The organism is Blautia sp. BIOML-A1, assembly GCF_009883055.1.
GTDB lineage: Bacteria > Bacillota > Clostridia > Lachnospirales > Lachnospiraceae > Blautia_A.
This window is the reverse complement of record NZ_WWVR01000005.1, coordinates 40,745-61,426: the sequence shown is the minus strand read 5'-3', so window position 1 is coordinate 61,426 and position 20,682 is coordinate 40,745. Positions and strand designations below refer to the sequence as shown.

Sequence of the window (20,682 nt, the reverse complement as noted above, 5' to 3'; positions counted from 1 at the left end):
CGTTTTTATGATACAAAAAGAAAGTTGCTATTTTATATAGAATATTTGTAAAAAAGAGGGGATATTTTAGGAGGACAGCCAATGAGTAATAAGCTGATCGACTTGATCGACATTTCTAAATCTTATGGGATGCAGACAGTTCTGGATGAACTGAATCTTTATATCAGAGAGAATGAATTCCTGACGCTTCTTGGTCCAAGTGGATGTGGAAAGACCACTACACTTCGTATCCTGGGAGGCTTTGAGACACCGGATAAAGGACACGTGATCTTTAACGGGCAGGATATCACAGATCTTCCGCCAAATAAGCGACAGCTTAATACCGTATTTCAGAAGTACGCATTGTTTACACATATGAATATTGCGGAAAATATTGCCTTTGGATTAAAAATAAAAAATAAAAGTAAACAGTATATTTATGATAAGATCAAATACGCATTGAAGCTTGTTAATCTGGATGGATTCGAAAACCGTATGCCGGATTCCCTGAGTGGTGGCCAGCAGCAGCGTATTGCGATTGCAAGAGCAATTGTAAATGAACCGAAGGTGCTTCTTCTGGATGAGCCTCTGGGAGCTTTGGATCTTAAGATGCGTCAGGATATGCAGTATGAGCTGATCCGTCTTAAGAATGAACTGGGAATCACCTTCCTGTACGTAACGCATGACCAGGAAGAGGCTCTTACCATGTCAGATACCATTGTGGTTATGAACCAGGGATATATCCAGCAGATCGGAACACCGGAAAAAATCTACAATGAGCCGGAGAACGCTTTTGTGGCAGATTTTATCGGAGAGAGCAACATTATTTCTGCAACTATGGTAGAGGATCGTCTGGTCAAGATCCTTGGAGTTAATTTTGCATGTGTAGATGAGGGATTTGGACAGAATCAGCCGGTCGACGTTGTGATCCGTCCGGAGGATATTGATCTTCTCAAACCAGGCGAAGGAAGTATTGACGGCGTGGTCACACATATGATCTTTAAGGGTGTCCATTATGAGATGGAGGTAATGGCAAACAATTATGAGTGGCTGATACACAGTACGGATATGTTCTCGGTGGGAACAGAGGTCAGCATTCATGTGGATCCGTTTGACATTCAGATCATGAAGAAACCGGAGTCAGAAGATGAGGAGGCGGTAAACATTGAAGAATAAGCGTATGCTTGCCGGACCTTATCTGTTCTGGGCAGTATCTTTTGTTGTGATCCCGCTTCTGGTGATCGTATATTATGCATTTACCAGTGATGATGGAAGCTTTACGTTTGCAAACCTTGCACAGATCACGACACCTGAGAATCTGAAAGCACTGGGAATGTCCATCCTGCTGTCTTTTCTGAGTACAGTATTCTGTCTGCTTCTGGCCTATCCGCTGGCAATGATCCTGAGTCAGAAAAAGGTCAACCAGACAAGCTTTGTAGTACTTATTTTTATTCTGCCGATGTGGATGAATTTTCTTCTGCGTACACTGGCGTGGCAGACTCTGCTCGAAAAGAACGGTGTTATCAACAGTGTTTTGAGTTTTTTGCATCTGCCGGCTTTGGAAATCATCAATACACCATATGCAATCGTTCTTGGTATGGTCTATAATTTCCTGCCGTTCATGGTCCTTCCAATCTACAATGTGTTGATCAAGATCGACAATAACGTCATCAATGCCGCTCGTGATCTGGGAGCAAATCCGGTACAGACCTTCTTAAAGGTTATTTTTCCACTGAGTATTCCGGGTGTGATCAGCGGTATCACGATGGTATTTGTACCGGCACTGACGACTTTTGTTATCTCTGATCTCTTAGGAGGCGGCAAGATCCTTCTGATTGGAAATGTGATCGAACAGTCCTTTAAACAGAACAGTAACTGGCATGTGGGAAGTGGACTTTCTCTTGTACTGATGGTATTTATCATTGCAAGTATGGCTCTTGTGGCAAAATATGACAACGAAGACGGGGGTGCGGCATTTTGATCAGAAAATACTTACAGAAAATCTACCTGGCACTTATTTTTATTCTGCTGTATGCCCCGATTGTAACCCTGATCGTACTGTCCTTTAACCAGTCCAAGACCAGGGCAAAGTGGGGTGGTTTCACCCTGAAATGGTACAGAGAACTGTTTCGGAATGAACAGATCATGAGTGCTTTTTATACGACACTTATTATTGCGTTTGTTTCTGCAGCGATCGCAACGATCATCGGAACTGCGGCGGCAATTGCAATCCAGGGAATGAAACAGAAATGGAAGACCATGTATATGGGACTTACCAATATCCCGATGATGAACGCAGAGATCGTTATGGGTGTATCTCTGATGCTTCTTTTTATTGCGTTTCATATGACGCTTGGTTTCGGAACGATCCTGATTGCTCATATCACATTCAACATCCCGTATGTGATCTTAAGCGTGGCACCGAAGCTGAAGCAGACAAATCGTTACACCTATGAAGCTGCTCTGGATCTTGGGGCATCTCCGGTCAGAGCATTTTTTAAGGTGGTATTCCCGGATATCGTACCGGGCGTGCTTTCCGGATTTATGCTGGCCTTTACGATGTCACTGGATGATTTTGTTATCACTCATTTTACCAAGGGACCTGGAATTGATACACTTTCAACCAAAATCTACACAGAGGTACGAAAGGGAATCAAACCGGAGATTTATGCACTCTCCACGATCATGTTTGTGACGGTTCTGGTGCTTCTTATTCTGGTCAATTATTCTCCAAAGGAGGATGAGGAGGCAGCGGCAAGAAAAAAAGTCCGCAGACCTTCCAAAGTCAAGAAGATCATCATCCGCCGTGTACTTCCGGTTACAATCTGTATTGTGTTTATCGGAGGCGGTTTTTATTATGCCAAAGAAAGCGATGTCCTGAATGATGAAAAGCTGGTTGTTTATAACTGGGGCGAATACATTGATCCGGAGGTTCTGACTATCTTTGAGAAGGAAACGGGGATCGATGTGATCTATGAAGAATTTGAGACAAACGAAATTCTTTATCCTAAGATCAGTTCCGGTGCGATCGCTTACGATGTGATCTGTCCAAGCGACTATATGATTCAGCGAATGATCAAAAATGATCTGCTTTCGGAGATTGATTTCGATAATATCCCGAATCTCAAAAACATTGGAAAACAGTATCTGGAACAGTCAAGGCAGTTTGATCCGGAGAATAAATACTCTGTACCATATTGCTGGGGAACCGTGGGGATTCTTTATAATAAGACAATGGTGGATGAGCCTGTAGACAGCTGGTCCATTCTCTGGGATGAGAAATACAAGGACAGCATTCTGATGCAGGATTCAGTCCGTGATGCTTTTGGCGTGGCACTGAAATATCTTGGCTATTCTCTGAATTCCACAGACCTGGATGAATTGACCGAGGCGAAGAATCTCCTGATTGAACAGAAACCTCTCGTGCAGGCATATGTCATTGACCAGGTGCGTGACAAAATGATCGGAAATGAGGCGGCCATCGGCGTGATCTATTCCGGCGAGGCAATTTATACACAGAAAGAAAATTCGAATCTGGAATATGTGATCCCGAAAGAAGGAAGCAACATCTGGATTGATTCCTGGGTAATCCCGAAGAATGCAGAGCATAAAGAAAATGCAGAGAAATTCATCAACTTCCTCTGCAGACCGGATATTGCCCTGATGAATTTTGATTATATTACATATTCTACACCGAACGAGGCGGCAAGAGAGCTGATCGAGGATGACGATATCCGAAACAGTAAGATCGCATTCCCGGATCTTTCGAAATATGACAATCTGGAAACCTTCCAGTATCTTGGAACAGAAGCAGATCAGACGTATGGAGATCTGTGGAATAAAGTAAAATCATCGTAACTGTGAGGGTACTGAACAGTTACAAATCATTATAAAAAGTATGGACTGTCGAAAAATGGACAGCTCATACTTTTTTTGTGCATTTTTTATAATAAAAAACGATAGTTAGATTAAACTTACCGACTTGTTTTGAAAAATTATACAAAAAATAAAAGAGAAAACAGGATAAAAATATACAAACTTCACAATTATATACTTGCAATGCTAAAAAGTATCCTATATAATAAAAGATATCCAGGGGGAAACGTAGAATTTTTGATGTATCAATAAAGGAGGGAATTGAATGTTAGACAAAACATACTATGACAAGGCGGATGAGGTCATTGCCGTTTATGGCCGCAAACCGGCTTCGCTGATTCCAATCATGCAGGATATTCAGGCGGAATACCGTTATCTGCCGGGAGAACTTCTCAATTATGTAGCAGATGAGATTGGAGTGACCCGTTCAAGAGCGTACAGTGTGGCAACCTTTTACGAGAATTTTTCCTTTGAGGCAAAGGGTAAATATGTGATCAAGGTGTGTGACGGAACTGCCTGTCATGTAAGGAAATCCCAGCCGGTAAAGGATGCCATTGTCAAGGAACTGGGGCTGGCTGACGGAAAATGTACAACGGATGATATGATGTTTACAGTTGAAACAGTGTCCTGCCTGGGTGCCTGTGGACTGGCACCGACTATGATGGTGAATGAGGACGTTCATCCAAAAATGACACCGGATAAAGCAGTAAAACTGATCCGAGAATTAAGGGGGGATAAGGCATGAGTATTACAAGTAAAGATGACCTGTTAAAGAAGCAGATAGAAGCTCAGGAAGAAATCAATTCCTATACCTGCCGTATCCTTGTCTGTTCAGGTACCGGCTGTGTCGCTTCCGGATCACAGAAGATTTATGATGAAATGTGCAGACTCTGTGAGGGAATTGACGGCGTAGAGGTCAGCATGCAGAAAGATGTACCGCATATCGGAACCATAAAGACCGGCTGCCAGGGCTTATGTGAGCTGGGACCTCTGGTTCGTATAGAACCGCAGCATCTGCAGTATGTACATGTGCAGGTAGAGGATTGTAAAGAGATCGTAGAGAAGACAGTCTTAAAGGGAGAACCGATTGACAGATTGTTTTATAAACATGACGAGGAAGTCTGCAGGCAGCCGGAGGATATTCCGTTTCTGAATCAGCAGACGAGAATCGTCCTGGAACATTGTGGAAATATAGATGCAGAATCAATTGATGAATATATCGCAGTGGGTGGTTTCCAGGCGGTTCTGAAGGCATTTTTTGAGATGACGCCGGAAGAAGTTATTGAAGAGATCACAAAGTCCGGAATCCGTGGCCGAGGCGGTGCCGGATTTCCGATGGGAAAGAAATGGAGTCAGGTAGCGCGCATTGAATCTGATGTGAAATATGTAGTCTGCAATGGTGATGAAGGAGACCCGGGTGCATTTATGGATGGTTCCGTAATGGAGGGAGATCCTTATAAGCTTATGGAAGGTATGATCATTGCTGCATATGCAGTAGGTGCACATGATGGATATATTTATGTACGTGCAGAGTATCCGCTTTCCGTAGCCAGACTCAAAAAAGCAATTGCACAGGCGGAGGAATATGGACTGCTCGGAGATAATATCCTGGGATCCGGCATAGACTTCCATTTACATATCAACCGAGGCGCAGGTGCTTTTGTATGTGGTGAAGGTTCAGCACTGACAGCATCTATTGAGGGCAAACGAGGAATGCCTCGTGTAAAACCACCGCGTACAGTAGAAAAGGGACTCTGGGAGAAGCCTACCGTACTGAACAACGTAGAGACTTATGCAAATGTTGCGAGAATTATTCTTGACGGTGCTGACTGGTATCGCTCCATTGGAACAGAGGGAAGTACAGGAACCAAAACTTTCTCTCTGACAGGAGCAATAGAGAACACAGGTCTGATCGAGGTTCCGATGGGAACAACACTGCGTCACATTATTTATGACATTGGCGGCGGTATTAAGAAGGGAGCAGCCTTTAAGGCAGTGCAGATCGGAGGACCGTCCGGCGGATGTCTGGTTGAGAAGCATCTGGATGAACCACTTGACTTTGATTCCGTCAAGAAGTTCAATGCGATCATTGGTTCTGGCGGACTGGTTGTTATGGACGAAAATACCTGTATGGTTGATGTCGCAAAATTCTTTATGGGCTTTACGCAGAGAGAATCCTGCGGAAAATGCGGCCCATGCCGAATCGGAACGAAGCGTATGCTGGAACTGCTTCAGAAGATCACCGAGGGCAGGGGAGAACTTAAGGACCTGGATAAACTGGAAGAGACTGCAAAATTTATTCAGTCCCGTTCACTCTGTGGACTTGGAAAGAGTGCACCGCTTCCTGTTATCAGTACGCTGCAGAATTTCCGCGATGAATATGAGGAACATATTGTGGAGGGCAAATGCCGTGCCCATGTATGTGAAGCAATGAAGATTTATGAGATTGATCCTGACAGATGCAAGGGCTGTACGAAGTGTGCCCGCAACTGTCCGGTAGGTGCGATAACAGGAGAGAAGAAAGAACCGCATAAGATCGATCAGACAAAGTGTATCAAGTGCGGAACCTGTATGGAAAACTGTACTTTTGAAGCAATCAGCGTGAAATAAACGAAAAGGAGGAGGATGACATGATTCATTTGACGATAGATGGAAAGCCTGTTGAAGTGGAGAAGGGGACGACCATCCTTCATGCAGCCAGGAAGGCAGGAATTGAGATTCCTACTTTATGTTATATAGAAGACTTGCTTCCGGATGGCTCCTGCCGTTTGTGTGTGGTTGAAGTCAGAAATAACGGAAGAACCAAGATAGATACAGCCTGTACCATGCAGGTTTCTGAGGGTGATGAGGTTTTCACCATGTCAGAAAAAGTGATCGAGTCAAGAAGGCAGACACTGGATCTGCTTCTGTCGGATCACAATATTCACTGCTTTTCCTGTCCGGGCAATGGAGACTGTAAACTTCAGGACTATGCATATGAGTATGGACTGGATGGCTCCAGCTATGAAGGAGAGAAGAGCGGAGGAAAGATTGATGACTCCAACAAATTCTTTACCTATGACCCAAGTCTGTGCATCCTGTGCCACAGATGTGTCAACACCTGTAATCAGATTGTAGGAAGAGGTGCGATCGCTACTCTGGAACGTGGATTCCAGTCTGTGATCGGAAATGGCGAAGGTGTGTGGGCAGACGGTACCTGTGAATCCTGTGGAAACTGTGTGCAGGCATGTCCGACTGGTGCACTTACCATGAAACGAAGAAAGAACTACCGTGCATATCAAATCGACAAAAAGGTGCTTACAACCTGTCCGCACTGTGCAACAGGATGTCAGTATTATCTGCTGGTCAAGGATGGTAAGATTGTTGATACAGAAGCTTATAACGGTCCGTCCAATAAGGGACTTCTCTGTGTTAAGGGACGCAGCGGAAGCTTTGATTTCGTACATCATCCGTCCAGAATCACAGATCCGCTTATCAAGAACAAAGAAACCGGTGAATTTGAGAAAGCAACCTGGGATGAGGCACTTGATCTGGTTGCATCTAAGTTCATGGAGATCAAGAAGAAATATGGTTCAGATTCTCTTGCCGGTTTTGCTTGCTCCCGTTCACCGAATGAAGATATTTACATGGTTCAGAAGATGGTTCGTACCTGCTTTGGAACCAATAACACGGACAACTGTGCACGCGTATGTCATTCAGCATCTGTAGCAGGTCTGGCAATGACGCTGGGTTCCGGTGCCATGACAAACCCGATCGAGGATATCACCAGGAAACCAGATGTGATCATGCTGGTAGGCTCAAATCCGGAAGAAGCACATCCGGTTGTTGGTATGCAGATCCGTCAGGCAGTACAGCGCGGCTGTAAGCTGATCGTTGTAGATCCGCGTGATATTGGTCTTGCAAAGCATGCCGATATTCATCTGAAACTGAAACCGGGAACCAATGTTGCATTTGCAAACGGTATCATGAATGTTATTATCTCCGAGGGACTTCAGGATGAGAAATTCATCGCAGAGAGAACTGAGGGATATGAGAAGATCAAAGAGATCGTTAAGGATTATACACCGGAGAGGGTTGCAGAAATCTGCCATATCGATGCAGATGAATTGAGAAAAGCAGCCATCATGTATGCAAAGGCAGATAAGGCTCCGATCATTTACTGCCTTGGTGTAACAGAGCATTCTACCGGTACGGAGGGTGTTATGTCCATGTCCAATATGGCACTCCTTGTAGGTAAACTTGGCCGTGAGGGCTGTGGTGTCAACCCACTTCGTGGCCAGAACAATGTACAGGGCGCCTGTGATATGGGTGCATCTCCGACAGATTTCCCGGGATATCAGAAGGTGGCGAATCCGGAAGTAGTTGCCAAGTTTGAAAAGGCATGGAATACGAAGCTGAACCCGAATCCGGGACTTCATGCAACAGACGTATTTCCGGCAGCAATCAAGGGAGATGTCAAAGGTCTTTATATTTATGGTGAAGATCCGGTTGTTACAGATCCGGATACCCATCATATCATTAAAGCACTGGAAAGCCTAGAATTCTTTGTGATCCAGGAACTGTTTATGACTGAGACAGCAGCGTATGCAGATGTGATCCTTCCGGGTGTCAGCTATGCAGAGAAAGAAGGAACCTTTACCAACACCGAACGTCGTGTGCAGCGTGTTCGCAAAGCAGTGACGATTCCTGGAAATGCAAGACTGGATACAGATATCATCATTGATCTTATGAACCGTATGGGATATCCGCAGCAACATCTGACATCGGCACAGATCATGGATGAGATTTCTTCTGTGACCCCATCCTTTGGCGGAATCAGTCATGCCCGTCTGGACAGTGAAGAGGTAGGCGGAAAGGGCCTTCAGTGGCCATGTCCGACAAAGGATCATCCGGGAACACCGATTATGCATGTCGGTAAATTCGCGAGAGGTCTTGGATGGTTTTATCCTGCAGAATACATTCCTTCAGCAGAACTTCCGGATGAGGAATATCCGATCATCCTGATGACTGGTCGAATCCTGTATCATTATACGACAAGAGCAATGACAGGCAAAACACCGGAACTTATGGAAATAGAGGGCAGCTCTTTTATTGAAATGAACGAGGAGGATGCAGCGGCACTTGGAATCAGGAACGGAGACAGGGTACGACTGACTTCAAGACGAGGCCAGATAGAATCCACAGCCCGTGTAGGAACAAAAGTATCCAAGGGAGAGTCCTGGATGCCATTCCACTTCCCGGATGGAAACGCAAACTGGCTTACCAATGCCGCACTTGATAAATATGCGAGAATTCCGGAATATAAAGTATGCGCAATTCGAATTGAAAAGGCATAGGCACATTGCCTTGAAACAGAGAACGGAATAGTTGTCCGTCAGCAGGGAATATTTTAAACCCGTCAGGGAATAAAATATTCCCTGTATTTTTTTTATAAGTTGAGGATTTTTTGTATATATGTTACAATAAAACGAAAATAGGATTGTAACATTTAGTGATAAAATATCGTCAGCGAAATGCGGTTCGGAAGATGATATTTGAAAGGCAGGATAAAGTTTTGGAGAATCTTAAGGTAGAAGATGCAATTGAACAATTATTGATCCACACAAGGATCATACAGGAAACAGAAACAGTAGACTTGCTTTCGACACGGGGAAGAATACTTGCAGAGGATATGAAAGCGGAGCTTGACAATCCTCCGTTTGACCGTTCGCCAATAGACGGATATGCCTGTAAGTCAGAAGATCTGACGGGGGCGGCACCGGGAAATCCGGTAACGCTTAAGGTGATCAGGGAGGTTGATGCAGGACAGTATTATGATGGAATGGTACAGTCCGGCGAGGCTGTTCGAATCATGACAGGAGCTGCGATCCCGAAGGGATGTGACTGCTGCGTAAAGCAGGAGGATACGGACTACGGAGAGGACAGGGTACAGATTTATAAGAGCATGAAGCAGTGGGAGGACTACTGCTTTCAGGGAGAGGACTTTAAGAAGGGTACGGTCTTACTGAGGGCAGGTACGAAGCTTGACTTTGTAGAAATCGGAATTCTTGCAAGCATGGGAGTGGCAGAAGTGCCTGTCAGAAGGCGGGCGAGGGTTGCCATCCTGACAACAGGTGATGAAGTCATGATTCCCGGTGAGCAGTTAAAGCAGGGGAAGATTTATGACTGTAACCAGAGTCTTCTTGCCGCACGTCTGATGGATTTTGGGGCAGAGCTGATTCGCGTGGACAAGATCGCAGACTGTCCGGAGGATATGACGAAGGCTCTTGAAGGAACTGTCGGGACAGTAGATATGATCATCACAACAGGGGCAGTTTCCGTCGGAAAAAAGGACATTATGCATGAGGCACTTAAGGAACTCGGGGCAGAGAGGATTTTCTGGAGGATAGAAATGAAACCGGGAATGCCGACGCTTTTTTCTGTGTACAAAGATACCCCGATTCTGAGTCTTTCCGGAAATCCATTTGGCGCAGTGGTATCGGCTGACGTTCTGATCCGGCCGATGGTGCAGAAGATGACACAGGATCCCGGGCTTGGCACGATCAGGAAAAAATGCACACTGACCAATGAATTTGGGAAGAAGATCAAAGGTCGGCGCTATGTGCGTGCAGTTACGGATGGAGAGACGGTGACGATCCCGTCAGGACTTCATTCCAATGGAATCCTTGCAACAATGGCAGGATGTAACTGTCTGATCGAGATGGAGGCTGCAAGAGAAGGAAACTATGCCGGGGAACAGGCAGAAGTTCTTCTTCTGTGACAGGACAGAAAGAATGAAAACACAGAAAAAACAACTGATACTGGCAGTGAGCGGAATCAAGAATTCAGGAAAGACAACACTGATCACCGCACTTTTGCCGGCATTAAAAAAAAGAAACCTTAATACGGCTGTGATCAAGCATGACGGGCATGAATTTGAGGCGGATATACCGGGAACAGATACCTGGAAGGCCAGAGAAGCCGGAGCCTGTGGGACGCTTGTTTTTTCCGGTACGAAATACATGATGGTCAAATATCATCCGGCAGAGTCAACGGAGGAACTGATCTCTTTATTTCCGGAAGCAGATATTATTTTGCTGGAAGGATTCAAACATTCGGAATATCCCAAAATCGAAGTGATACGAAAGGCAAATTCTTTGTGTTCTGTCTGTGACCCGAGATTCCTTCAGGGAATAGTGACTGATATTTCGAGGGAAGAACTGAAATATGATGCCGGTGAAGAAGTGGAGGAGATCCCATTTTTTGAGCTTGATGAAACAGAACCTCTTGCGGAGTGGATCTGTCAGCTATGGAAGAAAAAACAGAGTAGTTTATGATATACAAAAACAGGAGTAATAAAAACGCGGAATGAATGAAAGAAATGAGAATATAGAAGGTACTGCAGAAACACAGGCCTGTGATCTTGGTGTCAAGACAAAGGTGATCCTGACCAAAAATGCGGATTTTTTTGGGCCGGGGCTGTTTCATCTTCTGCAGTATATTGATGAGGAAGGAACGATTCATGCAGCATCCAAAAAGATGGGAATGTCTTATTCCAAATGCTGGAAGCTTCTGAATCGTGCGGAGGAACAGATGGGTTTTACCTTTCTTGACAGATATAATGGAGGCCCTCATGGTGGAAATTCCAAAATTACCGAAGAGGGCCGTGAATTTATGAAACGATATGAAGCATTATTAGATGAAATGCAGCAGACAGGTCAGAAGATTTTTGAAAAATATTTCGAGAAATATTTTAGCTGACAGTTATGAAGACTTTCATACGGTCTCTTCTTGCTGCACAGATGAGTGTCAGCTGGTATTTTCTGGCAAGCTCGATCGCTTCCGCAGTGGGAGATGCCTTTGAGCAGAGAATCGGAATGCCGGCATAGATCGCTTTTATTGCCATATCGGTGGGAATCCTGCCGCTGGAATAAATCATACATTCCCTGAGATCGATCTGGTGCCGGAGGGCATATCCAATCACTTTGTCGAGGGCGTTGTGCCTGCCGATGTCTTCACAGGAAAAAAGAACCTCATTTTTTCGGGCGAGAAGACAGCTGTGCGTGGCAAAGGTAACACTGTGAAGAGGCATTCCATCGGCAAAAGTATCAGCCATATGGAAGATCCATTCAGACTTCCATTCGATCGGAGTAACCGGAACCGGTGGATGGTCCGAGGAAAAATAATCGTTGAGGATATGGTTTCCGGTGCAGCAGGAGGGAGTGGTCTCCACAAAGGAAGCCCCCAGGGCTCCGGACTCTTTATTCTGGGACGGGCGGAGATAGACTTTGGCGCGTTTTCCATATTCGCAGATATAAATCTGCTCGATGTCATCGACGGAACGGATGATGTGCTCTGTCAGAAGCCGTCCAAGGACGAGTTCTGTGAGATGCTGTGGAAGACAGATAAGCTTCATTGTGAGACGGTCATTGATATAGACATCAAGCAGATGCTCATTCAGAACCTGCTCTTCTGTAGAGAAGTTCTGTCCATCCCGGCCAATAAACTGATAGGCTTTTGTTTCCAGTAATGGAAGATCATGGTATTGTTCGTTAATATGCATAATAATTTCTCCAATATTATAATCAGTGGATTCTGAACAGCAGCAGAGACTGCATAAGCTGTAATGCCAGAAATCCCTTTGCAGATATCTTTACTATAGCAGAAAACGGACAATTTCAAAAGAGTAATATATAGGTAGACAAAAAGAAACGGAGAAAGATTTAGTTATGAAAGACAGATATGGACGTGAGATTGACTATCTTCGGATATCCATCACAGACAGATGCAATCTCAGATGTATTTACTGTATGCCGGAGGAAGGAATCTGCCAGACAGCGCATAAAGAAATCCTGACTTATGATGAGATCAGGAGAATCTGCCGCTGTATGACAGCTTTAGGCATCAAAAAAATAAAACTGACAGGCGGAGAGCCTCTGACAAGAAAAGACAGTGCGGTTCTTGTACGAATGCTGAAAGAACTTCCAGGAATAGAGAAAGTGACGCTGACCACAAACGGGATTCTTCTGAAAGAACAGATGGCTGAACTGGCGGAGGCAGGAATTGATAATATTAACATCAGTCTGGATACACTAAATACAGAGGCTTTCAAAAAAATAACACGAAGAGAGGGACTGGCAAGGGTCCTGGAGGGATTGAAAGAAGCCATGAAATATCCGCAGATTGGTCTTAAGATCAACTGTGTACCGGTTCTCGAAGATCCGGAGAATCTGATAAATCTTGCCGAGATTGCAAGAGACAATCCCATCCATGTGCGTTTTATTGAGATGATGCCAATTGGCTATGGCAAAGAATTTCGTTTTTGTGGTGAGGATGAAATCTGTTCTGTTTTGGAGGGAGCATATGGAGAAATGACTCCGATCACAGAGAAATATGGAAATGGTCCGTGTCATTATTACAAAATCTCTGGTTTTCAGGGAAAAATCGGTTTTATCAGTGCAATGACCCACAAGTTCTGTTCGCAGTGTAACCGTGTCAGGATGACTTCAGAGGGATATCTCAAGGCATGCCTGCAATACCAGACGGGAGTAAGTCTCAAAGATATGATGCGGACCGGCTGCAGTGACGAGGAACTGACAGAAGCAATCCGTAAGGTGATCTGGGAAAAGCCGGGAGAACATCATTTCACATCAAGGGTGATCGATGAAGGCGAAAGCAGGCTGATGTCACAGATCGGCGGCTGAAAACAAAGCAGGAGGGAAAGGGCGTATGGCAGAAACGAAACTGGCAATGATCGTTCTGGCAGGAGGAGCCAGCAGTCGTATGGGCAGGGAAAAGAGCGATCTGCTCCTGAACGGACGAACGTTTCTTGAGACACAGATCGCAAAAGGAAAACAGCTTGGAGTGAACAGGATTTATGTTTCCGGCTATCATGGAGAGGGCTGCACAGAAGAAATTGTGATGGACCGGATCAAAGAAAGAGGACCACTGGGCGGACTCGAAGCCTGCCTCAGTAAAGCAGCCGGTGATGGAGCGGACAGATGTCTGGTTCTTGGTGTGGATACTCCGCTGGTCCCGGTATCGGAACTGTATAATCTTATTCAGACAGCTGAATATGAAGGCTTAAGCCGAGTGGTTCTTCTTCGGCATCATGAAAGGGAAGAGTCATTGATAGCAGTTTATGAGACCAGTCTGCATAGGGAGATCCGGGAATTTCTGGAACGAGGACAGTCTTCGGTTTTTCGTTTTCTGAATGAAATCGGTTATTCCTGTTATGATGCACAGGAGAAAGAAGTATGTTTTACGAATATCAATGATCCGCAGATTTATGAGACAGTCTGCAAAAATCAGTATGAATAAAAGACCCTGAAAGATCGCCTTTTCTTTTTATTTTTTCAGTGTATATTTCTCGATGAGATCCAGCATTGCATACAGCACCATGGCGATGACACACAGGATCACGATCGACATCAGCACCCATGTCAGCTTGAAGGTCTGTGATCCGTAGATGATCAGATAGCCAAGACCGCATCGTGCACCGATAAATTCACCGATGACCACACCGACAAGGCATAACCCGATATTTACTTTCATGATACTTAAAATAAGAGGCACAGAAGACGGAAGGACAATTTTTGTCAGTTCGTCTTTTTTTGTGCCGCCAAGCGTGCGGATAAGCTTTAACTTTTCCGGATCCGCCCCACGAAATCCTGTGTAAAGATTGATCACAGAACCGAAAAGTGCCACAGACATTCCTGAAACAATGATGGTTCGGACATTCGCACCGAGCCAGACAATCAGAAGTGGTGCGAGAGCGGATTTGGGCAGACTGTTCAGGACGACGAGATAAGGTTCCAGTACTTTTGACAGCTTTGGACATGCCCACAGAAGAACAGCGGTGCCGATTCCAAGTAATACCACAAATGCAAAGCTTATAAGTGTTTCCATCAGTGTGATTCCAATGTGTGCAAAAAGCGACTGATCCTGTATCATGTGGAGAAAGGTCTGCCCTATCGCGGAGGGACTGCTGAAAATAAACGAATCGATCCACTCCTCTCGGGCGGAAATCTCCCACAAAAGCAGAAAACCCAGGAACAGGAAGATCCTGGATATCCGGATCAGATATTTTTCATGACGGATATGAGTCAGATATTTCTTCTGAGCAGGGGAAAGGTCAGTCATTCTGGTTCAGCTCCTTCCAGATGAGATTGAAATAAGATTTAAACTCCGGTGCACTGCGAGAAGCGAGAGGGGTTCGCTCTGTGAGGGACAGCCTGATTGGAACGATGCGTGCAACATGAGCCGGGCGGGCGGAAAGGATGATCACACGGTCAGCCATGCTGATCGCTTCGGAAATATCGTGTGTGACAAGGATCGCTGTCTTCTGTTCTTTTCTGAGAATACGTCCGATGTCATCACTGACATTTAAACGGGTCTGATAGTCGAGGGCAGAAAAAGGTTCATCAAGCAGCAGAAGTTCCGGCTTTAAAGCGAGAGTGCGGATCAGGGCCGCTCTCTGGCGCATTCCTCCGGACAGCTGTGAAGGATGGGCATTGCGGAATTTATCCAGCCCATAAGTCTTCAGCATCTCTTCAACGCAGGAGAGCTTCTGGGGGGTCAGTTCTTTTCGAATCTCAAGGCCGAGAATAACATTTCGATAAATTGTCCTCCATTCCAGAAGATGATCCTTCTGGAGCATATATCCGATGCGGGGGTCTCCGGGAAGCGGAGGCGTACCGTTCATAAGAATCGTACCTTTTTCTGTTGGAAGAAGACCGCAGATCAGGTTCAAAAGCGTAGATTTTCCACAGCCGGACGGACCGACAACAGCCAGAAATTCGCCAGGCATCAGATGAAAGGATATATGTGAAAGAGCCCTGGTTTCTCCGGATACGGTATGGTAGGAAAGAGAAACGTCTCTGATTTCGAGAAGGGGGTTCATGGTAATACCTCCATGCAATGTAAATTCAAAAGATGAAAATCTGTAACTGTCCAGTACCCTGTTACTGTGAACAGTTATGTACTCTCGCAGTTACGAAAATCTTATTTTAAGATATGCGAAGAGAGTCATATGTGTTATGATAGGTTACATCAGAGTATAGGATTAAAGGAAAGATAAATGATGAATAAACGAAATTACCAGAGGGAACTGGATGCCCTCCTTACAGAGATAGAAAAAGAACATAAGATCCCACGGCTTTTCCTTCACAGCTGCTGTGCACCGTGCAGCAGTTATGTGCTGGAATATCTTTCGGAATATTTTGAGATCACGGTATTTTTTTATAATCCAAACATCTCTCTGGAAGAAGAATACCGTAAGAGGGTAGAGGAGATCAAAAGGCTGGTCAGGGAAATGAAATTTGCCCATCCGGTCCATATCGAGGAAGGAAGCTATGACCCGCAGGTTTTTTATGAGATGGTCAAAGGGATGGAGAAGCTTCCGGAAGGCGGAGAGCGCTGCTTTAAATGCTATCGTCTCCGCATGGAAGAGGCAGCAAAAGCTGCCAGAGACGGCGGCTATGATTATTTCACGACCACGCTCTCCATAAGTCCGCTCAAGAACGCACAGAAAATTAATGAGATCGGGGAAGAACTGGCAGAAATCTATGGGGTAGCACATCTTCCATCGGATTTTAAGAAGAAAAACGGTTATAAACGATCAATAGAGCTGTCTCATGAATATGATCTTTATCGGCAGAATTACTGTGGCTGCGTCTTTTCGAAGCGTGAACAGGAAGGAAAAATACAGCAAAAACAAGATTCAGAGAATTCAGCCTCTTGATTTTCCACTGGAATGTGGTAAACTGATAACACGTTCTGTGCTGACAGCTTTTTCAGAGAATATTGTCAGATTAAAAATCAGCGTACAAAAGGAGGACATTATGGCACAGTTATGGGGAGGACGTTTCACAAAGGAAACCGACAAACTGGTATACAACTTTAATGCGTCTATTTCATTTGACCAGAAATTTTATAAACAGGATATCCGTGGAAGTAAGGCACATGTCAGAATGCTTGCAAAGCAGGGAATTCTGACAGAAGAAGAGAGAGATCAGATCCTTGGCGGTCTGGACAGTATTCTTGCAGATGTAGAGTCCGGCAGGCTGGAGATCACATCCGAATATGAGGATATCCACAGCTTCGTAGAGGCAAATCTGATCGACCGTATCGGAGATCCGGGCAAAAAGCTTCACACAGGAAGAAGCCGCAATGACCAGGTTGCCCTTGATATGAAACTCTATGTCCGTGATGAGATTGAGGAAATCGATGCAGAGCTTAAGAAACTTCTGGAAGCACTTCAGACGATCATGGAAAATAATGTGCATACGTATATGCCGGGCTTCACACATCTGCAGAAGGCACAGCCGGTCACACTGGCACACCATGTCGGAGCATATTTTGAGATGTTCCGCAGAGACAGAAGCCGTATGGCAGATATCCGCAAGCGTATGAATACCTGTCCGCTTGGTGCAGGTGCACTTGCAGGAACTACTTATCCTCTGGACAGATTTTATACTGCAGAGCTGCTTGGTTTTGACGAGCCGACCAGAAACAGTATGGATTCTGTATCTGACAGAGATTATGTGATCGAGCTTCTTTCTGCAATGTCTACCGTTATGATGCATCTGAGCCGTTTCTGCGAGGAGATCATCCTCTGGAATTCCAATGAATATCGTTTTGTGGAGATTGATGATGCCTACAGTACAGGAAGCAGTATCATGCCGCAGAAGAAGAATCCTGACATTGCAGAGCTTGTAAGAGGAAAAACAGGCCGTGTCTATGGGGCACTGACCTCTATTCTGACAACCATGAAGGGAATCCCGCTTGCATACAACAAAGATATGCAGGAAGACAAGGAACTGACCTTTGACGCGATTGATACAGTTAAAGGCTGCATTGCCCTGTTTACAGGAATGGTTTCTACCATGGAGTTCCGTAAGGATGTTATGGAGGCAAGCGCCAAAAACGGCTTTACAAATGCGACAGATGCAGCAGACTATCTGGTAAACCATGGTGTGCCGTTCCGTGATGCACATGGCATCGTAGGACGACTTGTTCTGACCTGTATTGATAAAGGAATTTCTCTGGATGAACTTCCTCTTGAGGAGTATAAAGAAATTTCTCCTGTATTCGAACAGGATATCTATGAGGCAATCAGCATGAAGACCTGTGTGGAGAAGCGTGAGACTTATGGTGCACCGGGACCAAAAGTTATGGAACAGGTTATCGCCTTAAATCGAGAATATTTGAAAAATAATTAAAAAACCTCTTGCATTTTTATACGAAGTGGTATAGTATGTACAAAGAAAACATATGTATGCCGTGCAAAGACATGCAAAGAATGAGTGAGGAGAAAGTATTATTATGAGCGAAAAACTGAGAGTTGGCATTTTAGGTGCAACAGGAATGGTAGGACAGAGATTTATCTCCCTTCTGGAGAATCATCCGTGGTTTGAGGTTGTTACCCTCGCTGCAAGCCCGAGAAGTGCAGGAAAGACTTATGAAGAGGCAGTAGGCGGAAGATGGAAAATGGACACTCCAATGCCGGAAGCAGTAAAGAATATTGTTGTAATGAATGTTAATGAAGTAGAGAAAGTTGCATCTACCGTAGACTTTGTATTCTCAGCAGTAGACATGTCTAAGGACGAGATCAAAGCAATCGAAGAAGAATACGCAAAGACAGAGACTCCTGTTGTATCCAACAACAGTGCACACCGCTGGACACCGGATGTACCGATGGTAGTGCCGGAAATCAACCCACAGCATTTTGACGTGATCCAGTATCAGAAGAAACGTCTCGGAACAACCAGAGGCTTCATCGCTGTAAAACCAAACTGCTCTATCCAGAGCTATGCACCGGTACTTACCGCATGGAAAGAATTCGAGCCATATGAAGTAGTTGCCACCACATATCAGGCAATTTCCGGAGCAGGAAAAACCTTCAAGGACTGGCCGGAAATGGAACATAACATCATTCCATACATCGGTGGAGAGGAAGAGAAGAGTGAGAAAGAGCCGCTCAGACTGTGGGGCAAGATTGAGGACGGTGTGATCGTACCGGCTACAGAGCCAGTGATCACCTGCCAGTGTCTGCGTGTTCCGGTACTGAACGGACATACAGCAGCCGTATTTGTTAAGTTCCGCAAGAAACCTACAAAGGAACAGCTGATCGAAGCTCTGAGAAACTTCAGAGGACTTCCTCAGGAACTGGAACTTCCGAGTGCACCGAAGAACTTCATCCAGTATCTCGAAGAAGACAATCGTCCGCAGGTAAGCGAGGATGTCAACTACGAAAACGGAATGGGTATCTCAATCGGACGTCTCCGTGAGGATACAGTTTATGATTACAAATTTGTAGGACTTTCCCACAATACTGTAAGAGGAGCTGCCGGTGGTGCTGTACTCTGTGCAGAGACACTGAAAGCAAAAGGATATATCACAAAGAAATAAGACACAGCCGTAAACTGTGAGAATAAGGAACCGCTCTGTCAGAGAAAGATCTGACCGGGGCGGTTCTTTTTGCCCGCTGTTGTAAACAGAGTGAACAGTAACGTGAAAATACCCGGAAACTCCAGGAGTGAAATTTTACTATAGAGAATGTATGGGATTTATGATATGATACATATCATAGATGGAAAGGGATGATCCCGTTATCTAAAGAAGGGAGTATCAGATAAAATGGAAAAGATATATCTGACAAAGCTTGCACCGAACTGCGGCTGTGCTGCCAAAGTCGGCCCCGGCACACTGGCGGGAGTGCTCTGCAAACTGCCGAAATTTCACGATGAACATCTTCTGGTTGGAACAGAAACTTCAGATGATGCGGCTGTCTATAAGATTTCAGATGATCTGGCAATGATCCAGACTCTTGATTTCTTTACACCGGTGGCAGATGATCCCTACGATTTTGGACAGATTGCAGCAGCTAATGCATTAAGTGATGTGTATGCCATGGGTGGAGAACCGAAGACAGCACTGAATATCGTGGCTTTTCCGAAAGAGATGGATACAGAGATCCTGGGTGAGATTCTTAAGGGAGGTGCTGACAAAGTACTGGAGGCAGGCGCAGTCCTTGCAGGCGGTCATACGATCCAGGACGACACACCGAAGTATGGACTGAGCGTCACTGGGTTTGTAGATCCGGAGAAATTCTGGAAGAACTATGGAGCACAGACAGGAGACAGGCTGATCCTGACCAAGCCGCTTGGGACAGGAATCGTCAATACTGCGATCAAGGCCGATCTTGTATCGGAGAGAGCAAGGGAAGCAGCTCTTCGTTCCATGAAGACGCTGAATAAATATGCATGTGATATTCTGAGAAAGTACACAATTCATGCATGCACCGATGTGACAGGGTTTGGTCTTGGCGGTCATGGCACAGAGATGGCAGATGGTAGTCAGAAGACACTGGTCATTGATACCAAAGCCCTGCCGGTACTTCCGGATGTGGAGGAGTATGCATCCATGGGGCTGATCCCCGGCGGAGCATATCGTAACCGGGAATTTGCAGATAAATCAGGGTATCAGAGCAGTGCGCAGCTTTGGAGAGAGGATCTTGTGTTTGATCCGCAGACATCCGGAGGACTTCTGGCAGCAGTTCCGGCAGAAGAGGCGGAGAAGCTTCTCGCCGAACTGAAAGAGCTTAATCTGCCCTGTGCAATGATCGGAGAGGTTATTGACAGACAGGAGTACGCATTGCAGATTCGATAACGGTAAGTTATCGGTAATAGCAACAAGTTTGTTAATTAAATATCGAACTTTTTTGAAATTGTGTTGAGAATCTTTGTGGAAAATGCTATAATAAATTCACACAATATGCGGAGGATATATTGAATTATCACAACGATTTGGTGATTAAACCATAAATACAATATATCCTGGGAAAGG

18 protein-coding genes are annotated in these 20,682 nt (G+C 45.1%); 15 read left to right on the top strand and 3 right to left on the bottom strand.

The genetic code is table 11. The features are described from left to right. The first annotated feature begins 81 nt into the window (after positions 1-81). The 9 genes from GT674_RS04045 to GT674_RS04005 all read left to right on the top strand — a co-directional run bounded on the left by GT674_RS04045 (position 82) and on the right by GT674_RS04005 (position 11,595). The gene (locus GT674_RS04045; RefSeq protein WP_161284547.1) at positions 82-1,155 is read left to right on the top strand and encodes an ABC transporter ATP-binding protein; all 1,074 of its coding nucleotides are present in this window, start codon (positions 82-84) and stop codon (positions 1,153-1,155) included. Beyond that, positions 1,145-1,960: an ABC transporter permease gene (locus tag GT674_RS04040; protein ID WP_161284546.1), complete on the top strand. Its 816-nt coding sequence runs from the start codon at positions 1,145-1,147 to the stop codon at positions 1,958-1,960. The genes GT674_RS04045 and GT674_RS04040 overlap by 11 nt, the downstream gene beginning before the upstream one ends. Further along, the gene (locus GT674_RS04035; RefSeq protein WP_161284545.1) at positions 1,957-3,837 is read left to right on the top strand and encodes an extracellular solute-binding protein; all 1,881 of its coding nucleotides are present in this window, start codon (positions 1,957-1,959) and stop codon (positions 3,835-3,837) included. Before GT674_RS04040 ends, GT674_RS04035 begins: the two co-directional genes overlap by 4 nt. Before the next feature lie 283 nt (positions 3,838-4,120). Beyond that, positions 4,121-4,600, top strand: coding sequence for a complex I 24 kDa subunit family protein (locus GT674_RS04030; protein WP_161284544.1), 480 nt, complete (start codon positions 4,121-4,123; stop codon positions 4,598-4,600). Further along, entirely contained in the window at positions 4,597-6,465 is a 1,869-nt protein-coding gene (locus tag GT674_RS04025; protein WP_161284543.1) for an NADH-quinone oxidoreductase subunit NuoF, read from the top strand. Before GT674_RS04030 ends, GT674_RS04025 begins: the two co-directional genes overlap by 4 nt. Before the next feature lie 20 nt (positions 6,466-6,485). Then, entirely contained in the window at positions 6,486-9,191 is a 2,706-nt protein-coding gene (fdhF, locus tag GT674_RS04020; RefSeq protein WP_161284542.1) for a formate dehydrogenase subunit alpha, read from the top strand. Between the two features lie 218 nt (positions 9,192-9,409). Then, complete coding sequence (locus GT674_RS04015; protein WP_161284541.1) at positions 9,410-10,615, top strand: molybdopterin molybdotransferase MoeA; 1,206 nt, start codon at positions 9,410-9,412, stop codon at positions 10,613-10,615. Between the two features lie 13 nt (positions 10,616-10,628). Further along, complete coding sequence (gene mobB / locus GT674_RS04010; RefSeq protein WP_161284540.1) at positions 10,629-11,171, top strand: molybdopterin-guanine dinucleotide biosynthesis protein B; 543 nt, start codon at positions 10,629-10,631, stop codon at positions 11,169-11,171. 31 nt (positions 11,172-11,202) lie between these two features. Then, the gene (locus GT674_RS04005) at positions 11,203-11,595 is read left to right on the top strand and encodes a winged helix-turn-helix domain-containing protein (protein WP_161284539.1); all 393 of its coding nucleotides are present in this window, start codon (positions 11,203-11,205) and stop codon (positions 11,593-11,595) included. Here the strand turns inward: GT674_RS04005 and fdhD are convergent. Beyond that, complete coding sequence (gene fdhD, locus GT674_RS04000) at positions 11,588-12,397, bottom strand: formate dehydrogenase accessory sulfurtransferase FdhD (protein ID WP_161284538.1); 810 nt, start codon at positions 12,395-12,397, stop codon at positions 11,588-11,590. The genes GT674_RS04005 and fdhD overlap by 8 nt on opposite strands. Before the next feature lie 166 nt (positions 12,398-12,563). Between fdhD and moaA the strand changes: the two genes are divergently transcribed. Both moaA and mobA read left to right on the top strand, forming a co-directional pair. Then, entirely contained in the window at positions 12,564-13,538 is a 975-nt protein-coding gene (gene moaA, locus GT674_RS03995; protein ID WP_161284537.1) for a GTP 3',8-cyclase MoaA, read from the top strand. Positions 13,539-13,563: 25 nt separating this feature from the next. Further along, entirely contained in the window at positions 13,564-14,154 is a 591-nt protein-coding gene (mobA, locus tag GT674_RS03990; RefSeq protein ID WP_161284536.1) for a molybdenum cofactor guanylyltransferase, read from the top strand. Positions 14,155-14,181: 27 nt separating this feature from the next. Here mobA and GT674_RS03985 read toward each other — a convergent pair whose 3' ends face one another. Next, positions 14,182-14,976 carry an ABC transporter permease gene (locus GT674_RS03985; RefSeq protein ID WP_161284535.1) on the bottom strand — a complete coding sequence of 265 codons (795 nt, stop codon included), beginning with the start codon at positions 14,974-14,976 and terminating at the stop codon, positions 14,182-14,184. After that, complete coding sequence (locus GT674_RS03980) at positions 14,969-15,736, bottom strand: ABC transporter ATP-binding protein (RefSeq protein WP_161284534.1); 768 nt, start codon at positions 15,734-15,736, stop codon at positions 14,969-14,971. Before GT674_RS03980 ends, GT674_RS03985 begins: the two co-directional genes overlap by 8 nt. 180 nt (positions 15,737-15,916) lie before the next feature. On the opposite strand from GT674_RS03980, the gene GT674_RS03975 reads away from it, so the two are divergent. The 4 genes from GT674_RS03975 to selD all read left to right on the top strand — a co-directional run bounded on the left by GT674_RS03975 (position 15,917) and on the right by selD (position 20,505). Then, complete coding sequence (locus GT674_RS03975) at positions 15,917-16,576, top strand: epoxyqueuosine reductase QueH (protein ID WP_161284597.1); 660 nt, start codon at positions 15,917-15,919, stop codon at positions 16,574-16,576. Between the two features lie 100 nt (positions 16,577-16,676). Beyond that, positions 16,677-18,056 carry an argininosuccinate lyase gene (gene argH, locus GT674_RS03970; RefSeq protein ID WP_161284533.1) on the top strand — a complete coding sequence of 460 codons (1,380 nt, stop codon included), beginning with the start codon at positions 16,677-16,679 and terminating at the stop codon, positions 18,054-18,056. 103 nt (positions 18,057-18,159) lie between these two features. Further along, on the top strand, positions 18,160-19,245 hold the full coding sequence (gene asd / locus GT674_RS03965) for an aspartate-semialdehyde dehydrogenase (protein WP_161284532.1): 1,086 nt from the start codon (positions 18,160-18,162) through the stop codon (positions 19,243-19,245). A gap of 228 nt (positions 19,246-19,473) precedes the next feature. Beyond that, positions 19,474-20,505 (top strand): selenide, water dikinase SelD, encoded by a 1,032-nt coding sequence (gene selD / locus GT674_RS03960; RefSeq protein WP_161284531.1) that lies wholly within the window; start codon positions 19,474-19,476, stop codon positions 20,503-20,505. The last annotated feature ends 177 nt before the right edge of the window (positions 20,506-20,682 follow it).

Bases quoted from the DNA above. Each gene is read 5' to 3' on its own strand.
- GT674_RS04045 (WP_161284547.1), top strand. From the start codon at position 82: ATGAGTAATAAGCTGATCGACTTGATCGACATTTCTAAATCTTATGGG.
- GT674_RS04030 (WP_161284544.1), top strand. From the start codon at position 4,121: ATGTTAGACAAAACATACTATGACAAGGCGGATGAGGTCATTGCCGTT.
- GT674_RS04025 (WP_161284543.1), top strand. From the start codon at position 4,597: ATGAGTATTACAAGTAAAGATGACCTGTTAAAGAAGCAGATAGAAGCT.
- fdhF (WP_161284542.1), top strand. From the start codon at position 6,486: ATGATTCATTTGACGATAGATGGAAAGCCTGTTGAAGTGGAGAAGGGG.
- mobB (WP_161284540.1), top strand. From the start codon at position 10,629: ATGAAAACACAGAAAAAACAACTGATACTGGCAGTGAGCGGAATCAAG.
- GT674_RS04005 (WP_161284539.1), top strand. From the start codon at position 11,203: ATGAATGAAAGAAATGAGAATATAGAAGGTACTGCAGAAACACAGGCC.
- fdhD (WP_161284538.1), bottom strand. From the start codon at position 12,397: ATGCATATTAACGAACAATACCATGATCTTCCATTACTGGAAACAAAA.
- moaA (WP_161284537.1), top strand. From the start codon at position 12,564: ATGAAAGACAGATATGGACGTGAGATTGACTATCTTCGGATATCCATC.
- mobA (WP_161284536.1), top strand. From the start codon at position 13,564: ATGGCAGAAACGAAACTGGCAATGATCGTTCTGGCAGGAGGAGCCAGC.
- GT674_RS03985 (WP_161284535.1), bottom strand. From the start codon at position 14,976: ATGACTGACCTTTCCCCTGCTCAGAAGAAATATCTGACTCATATCCGT.
- GT674_RS03980 (WP_161284534.1), bottom strand. From the start codon at position 15,736: ATGAACCCCCTTCTCGAAATCAGAGACGTTTCTCTTTCCTACCATACC.
- GT674_RS03975 (WP_161284597.1), top strand. From the start codon at position 15,917: ATGAATAAACGAAATTACCAGAGGGAACTGGATGCCCTCCTTACAGAG.
- argH (WP_161284533.1), top strand. From the start codon at position 16,677: ATGGCACAGTTATGGGGAGGACGTTTCACAAAGGAAACCGACAAACTG.
- asd (WP_161284532.1), top strand. From the start codon at position 18,160: ATGAGCGAAAAACTGAGAGTTGGCATTTTAGGTGCAACAGGAATGGTA.
- selD (WP_161284531.1), top strand. From the start codon at position 19,474: ATGGAAAAGATATATCTGACAAAGCTTGCACCGAACTGCGGCTGTGCT.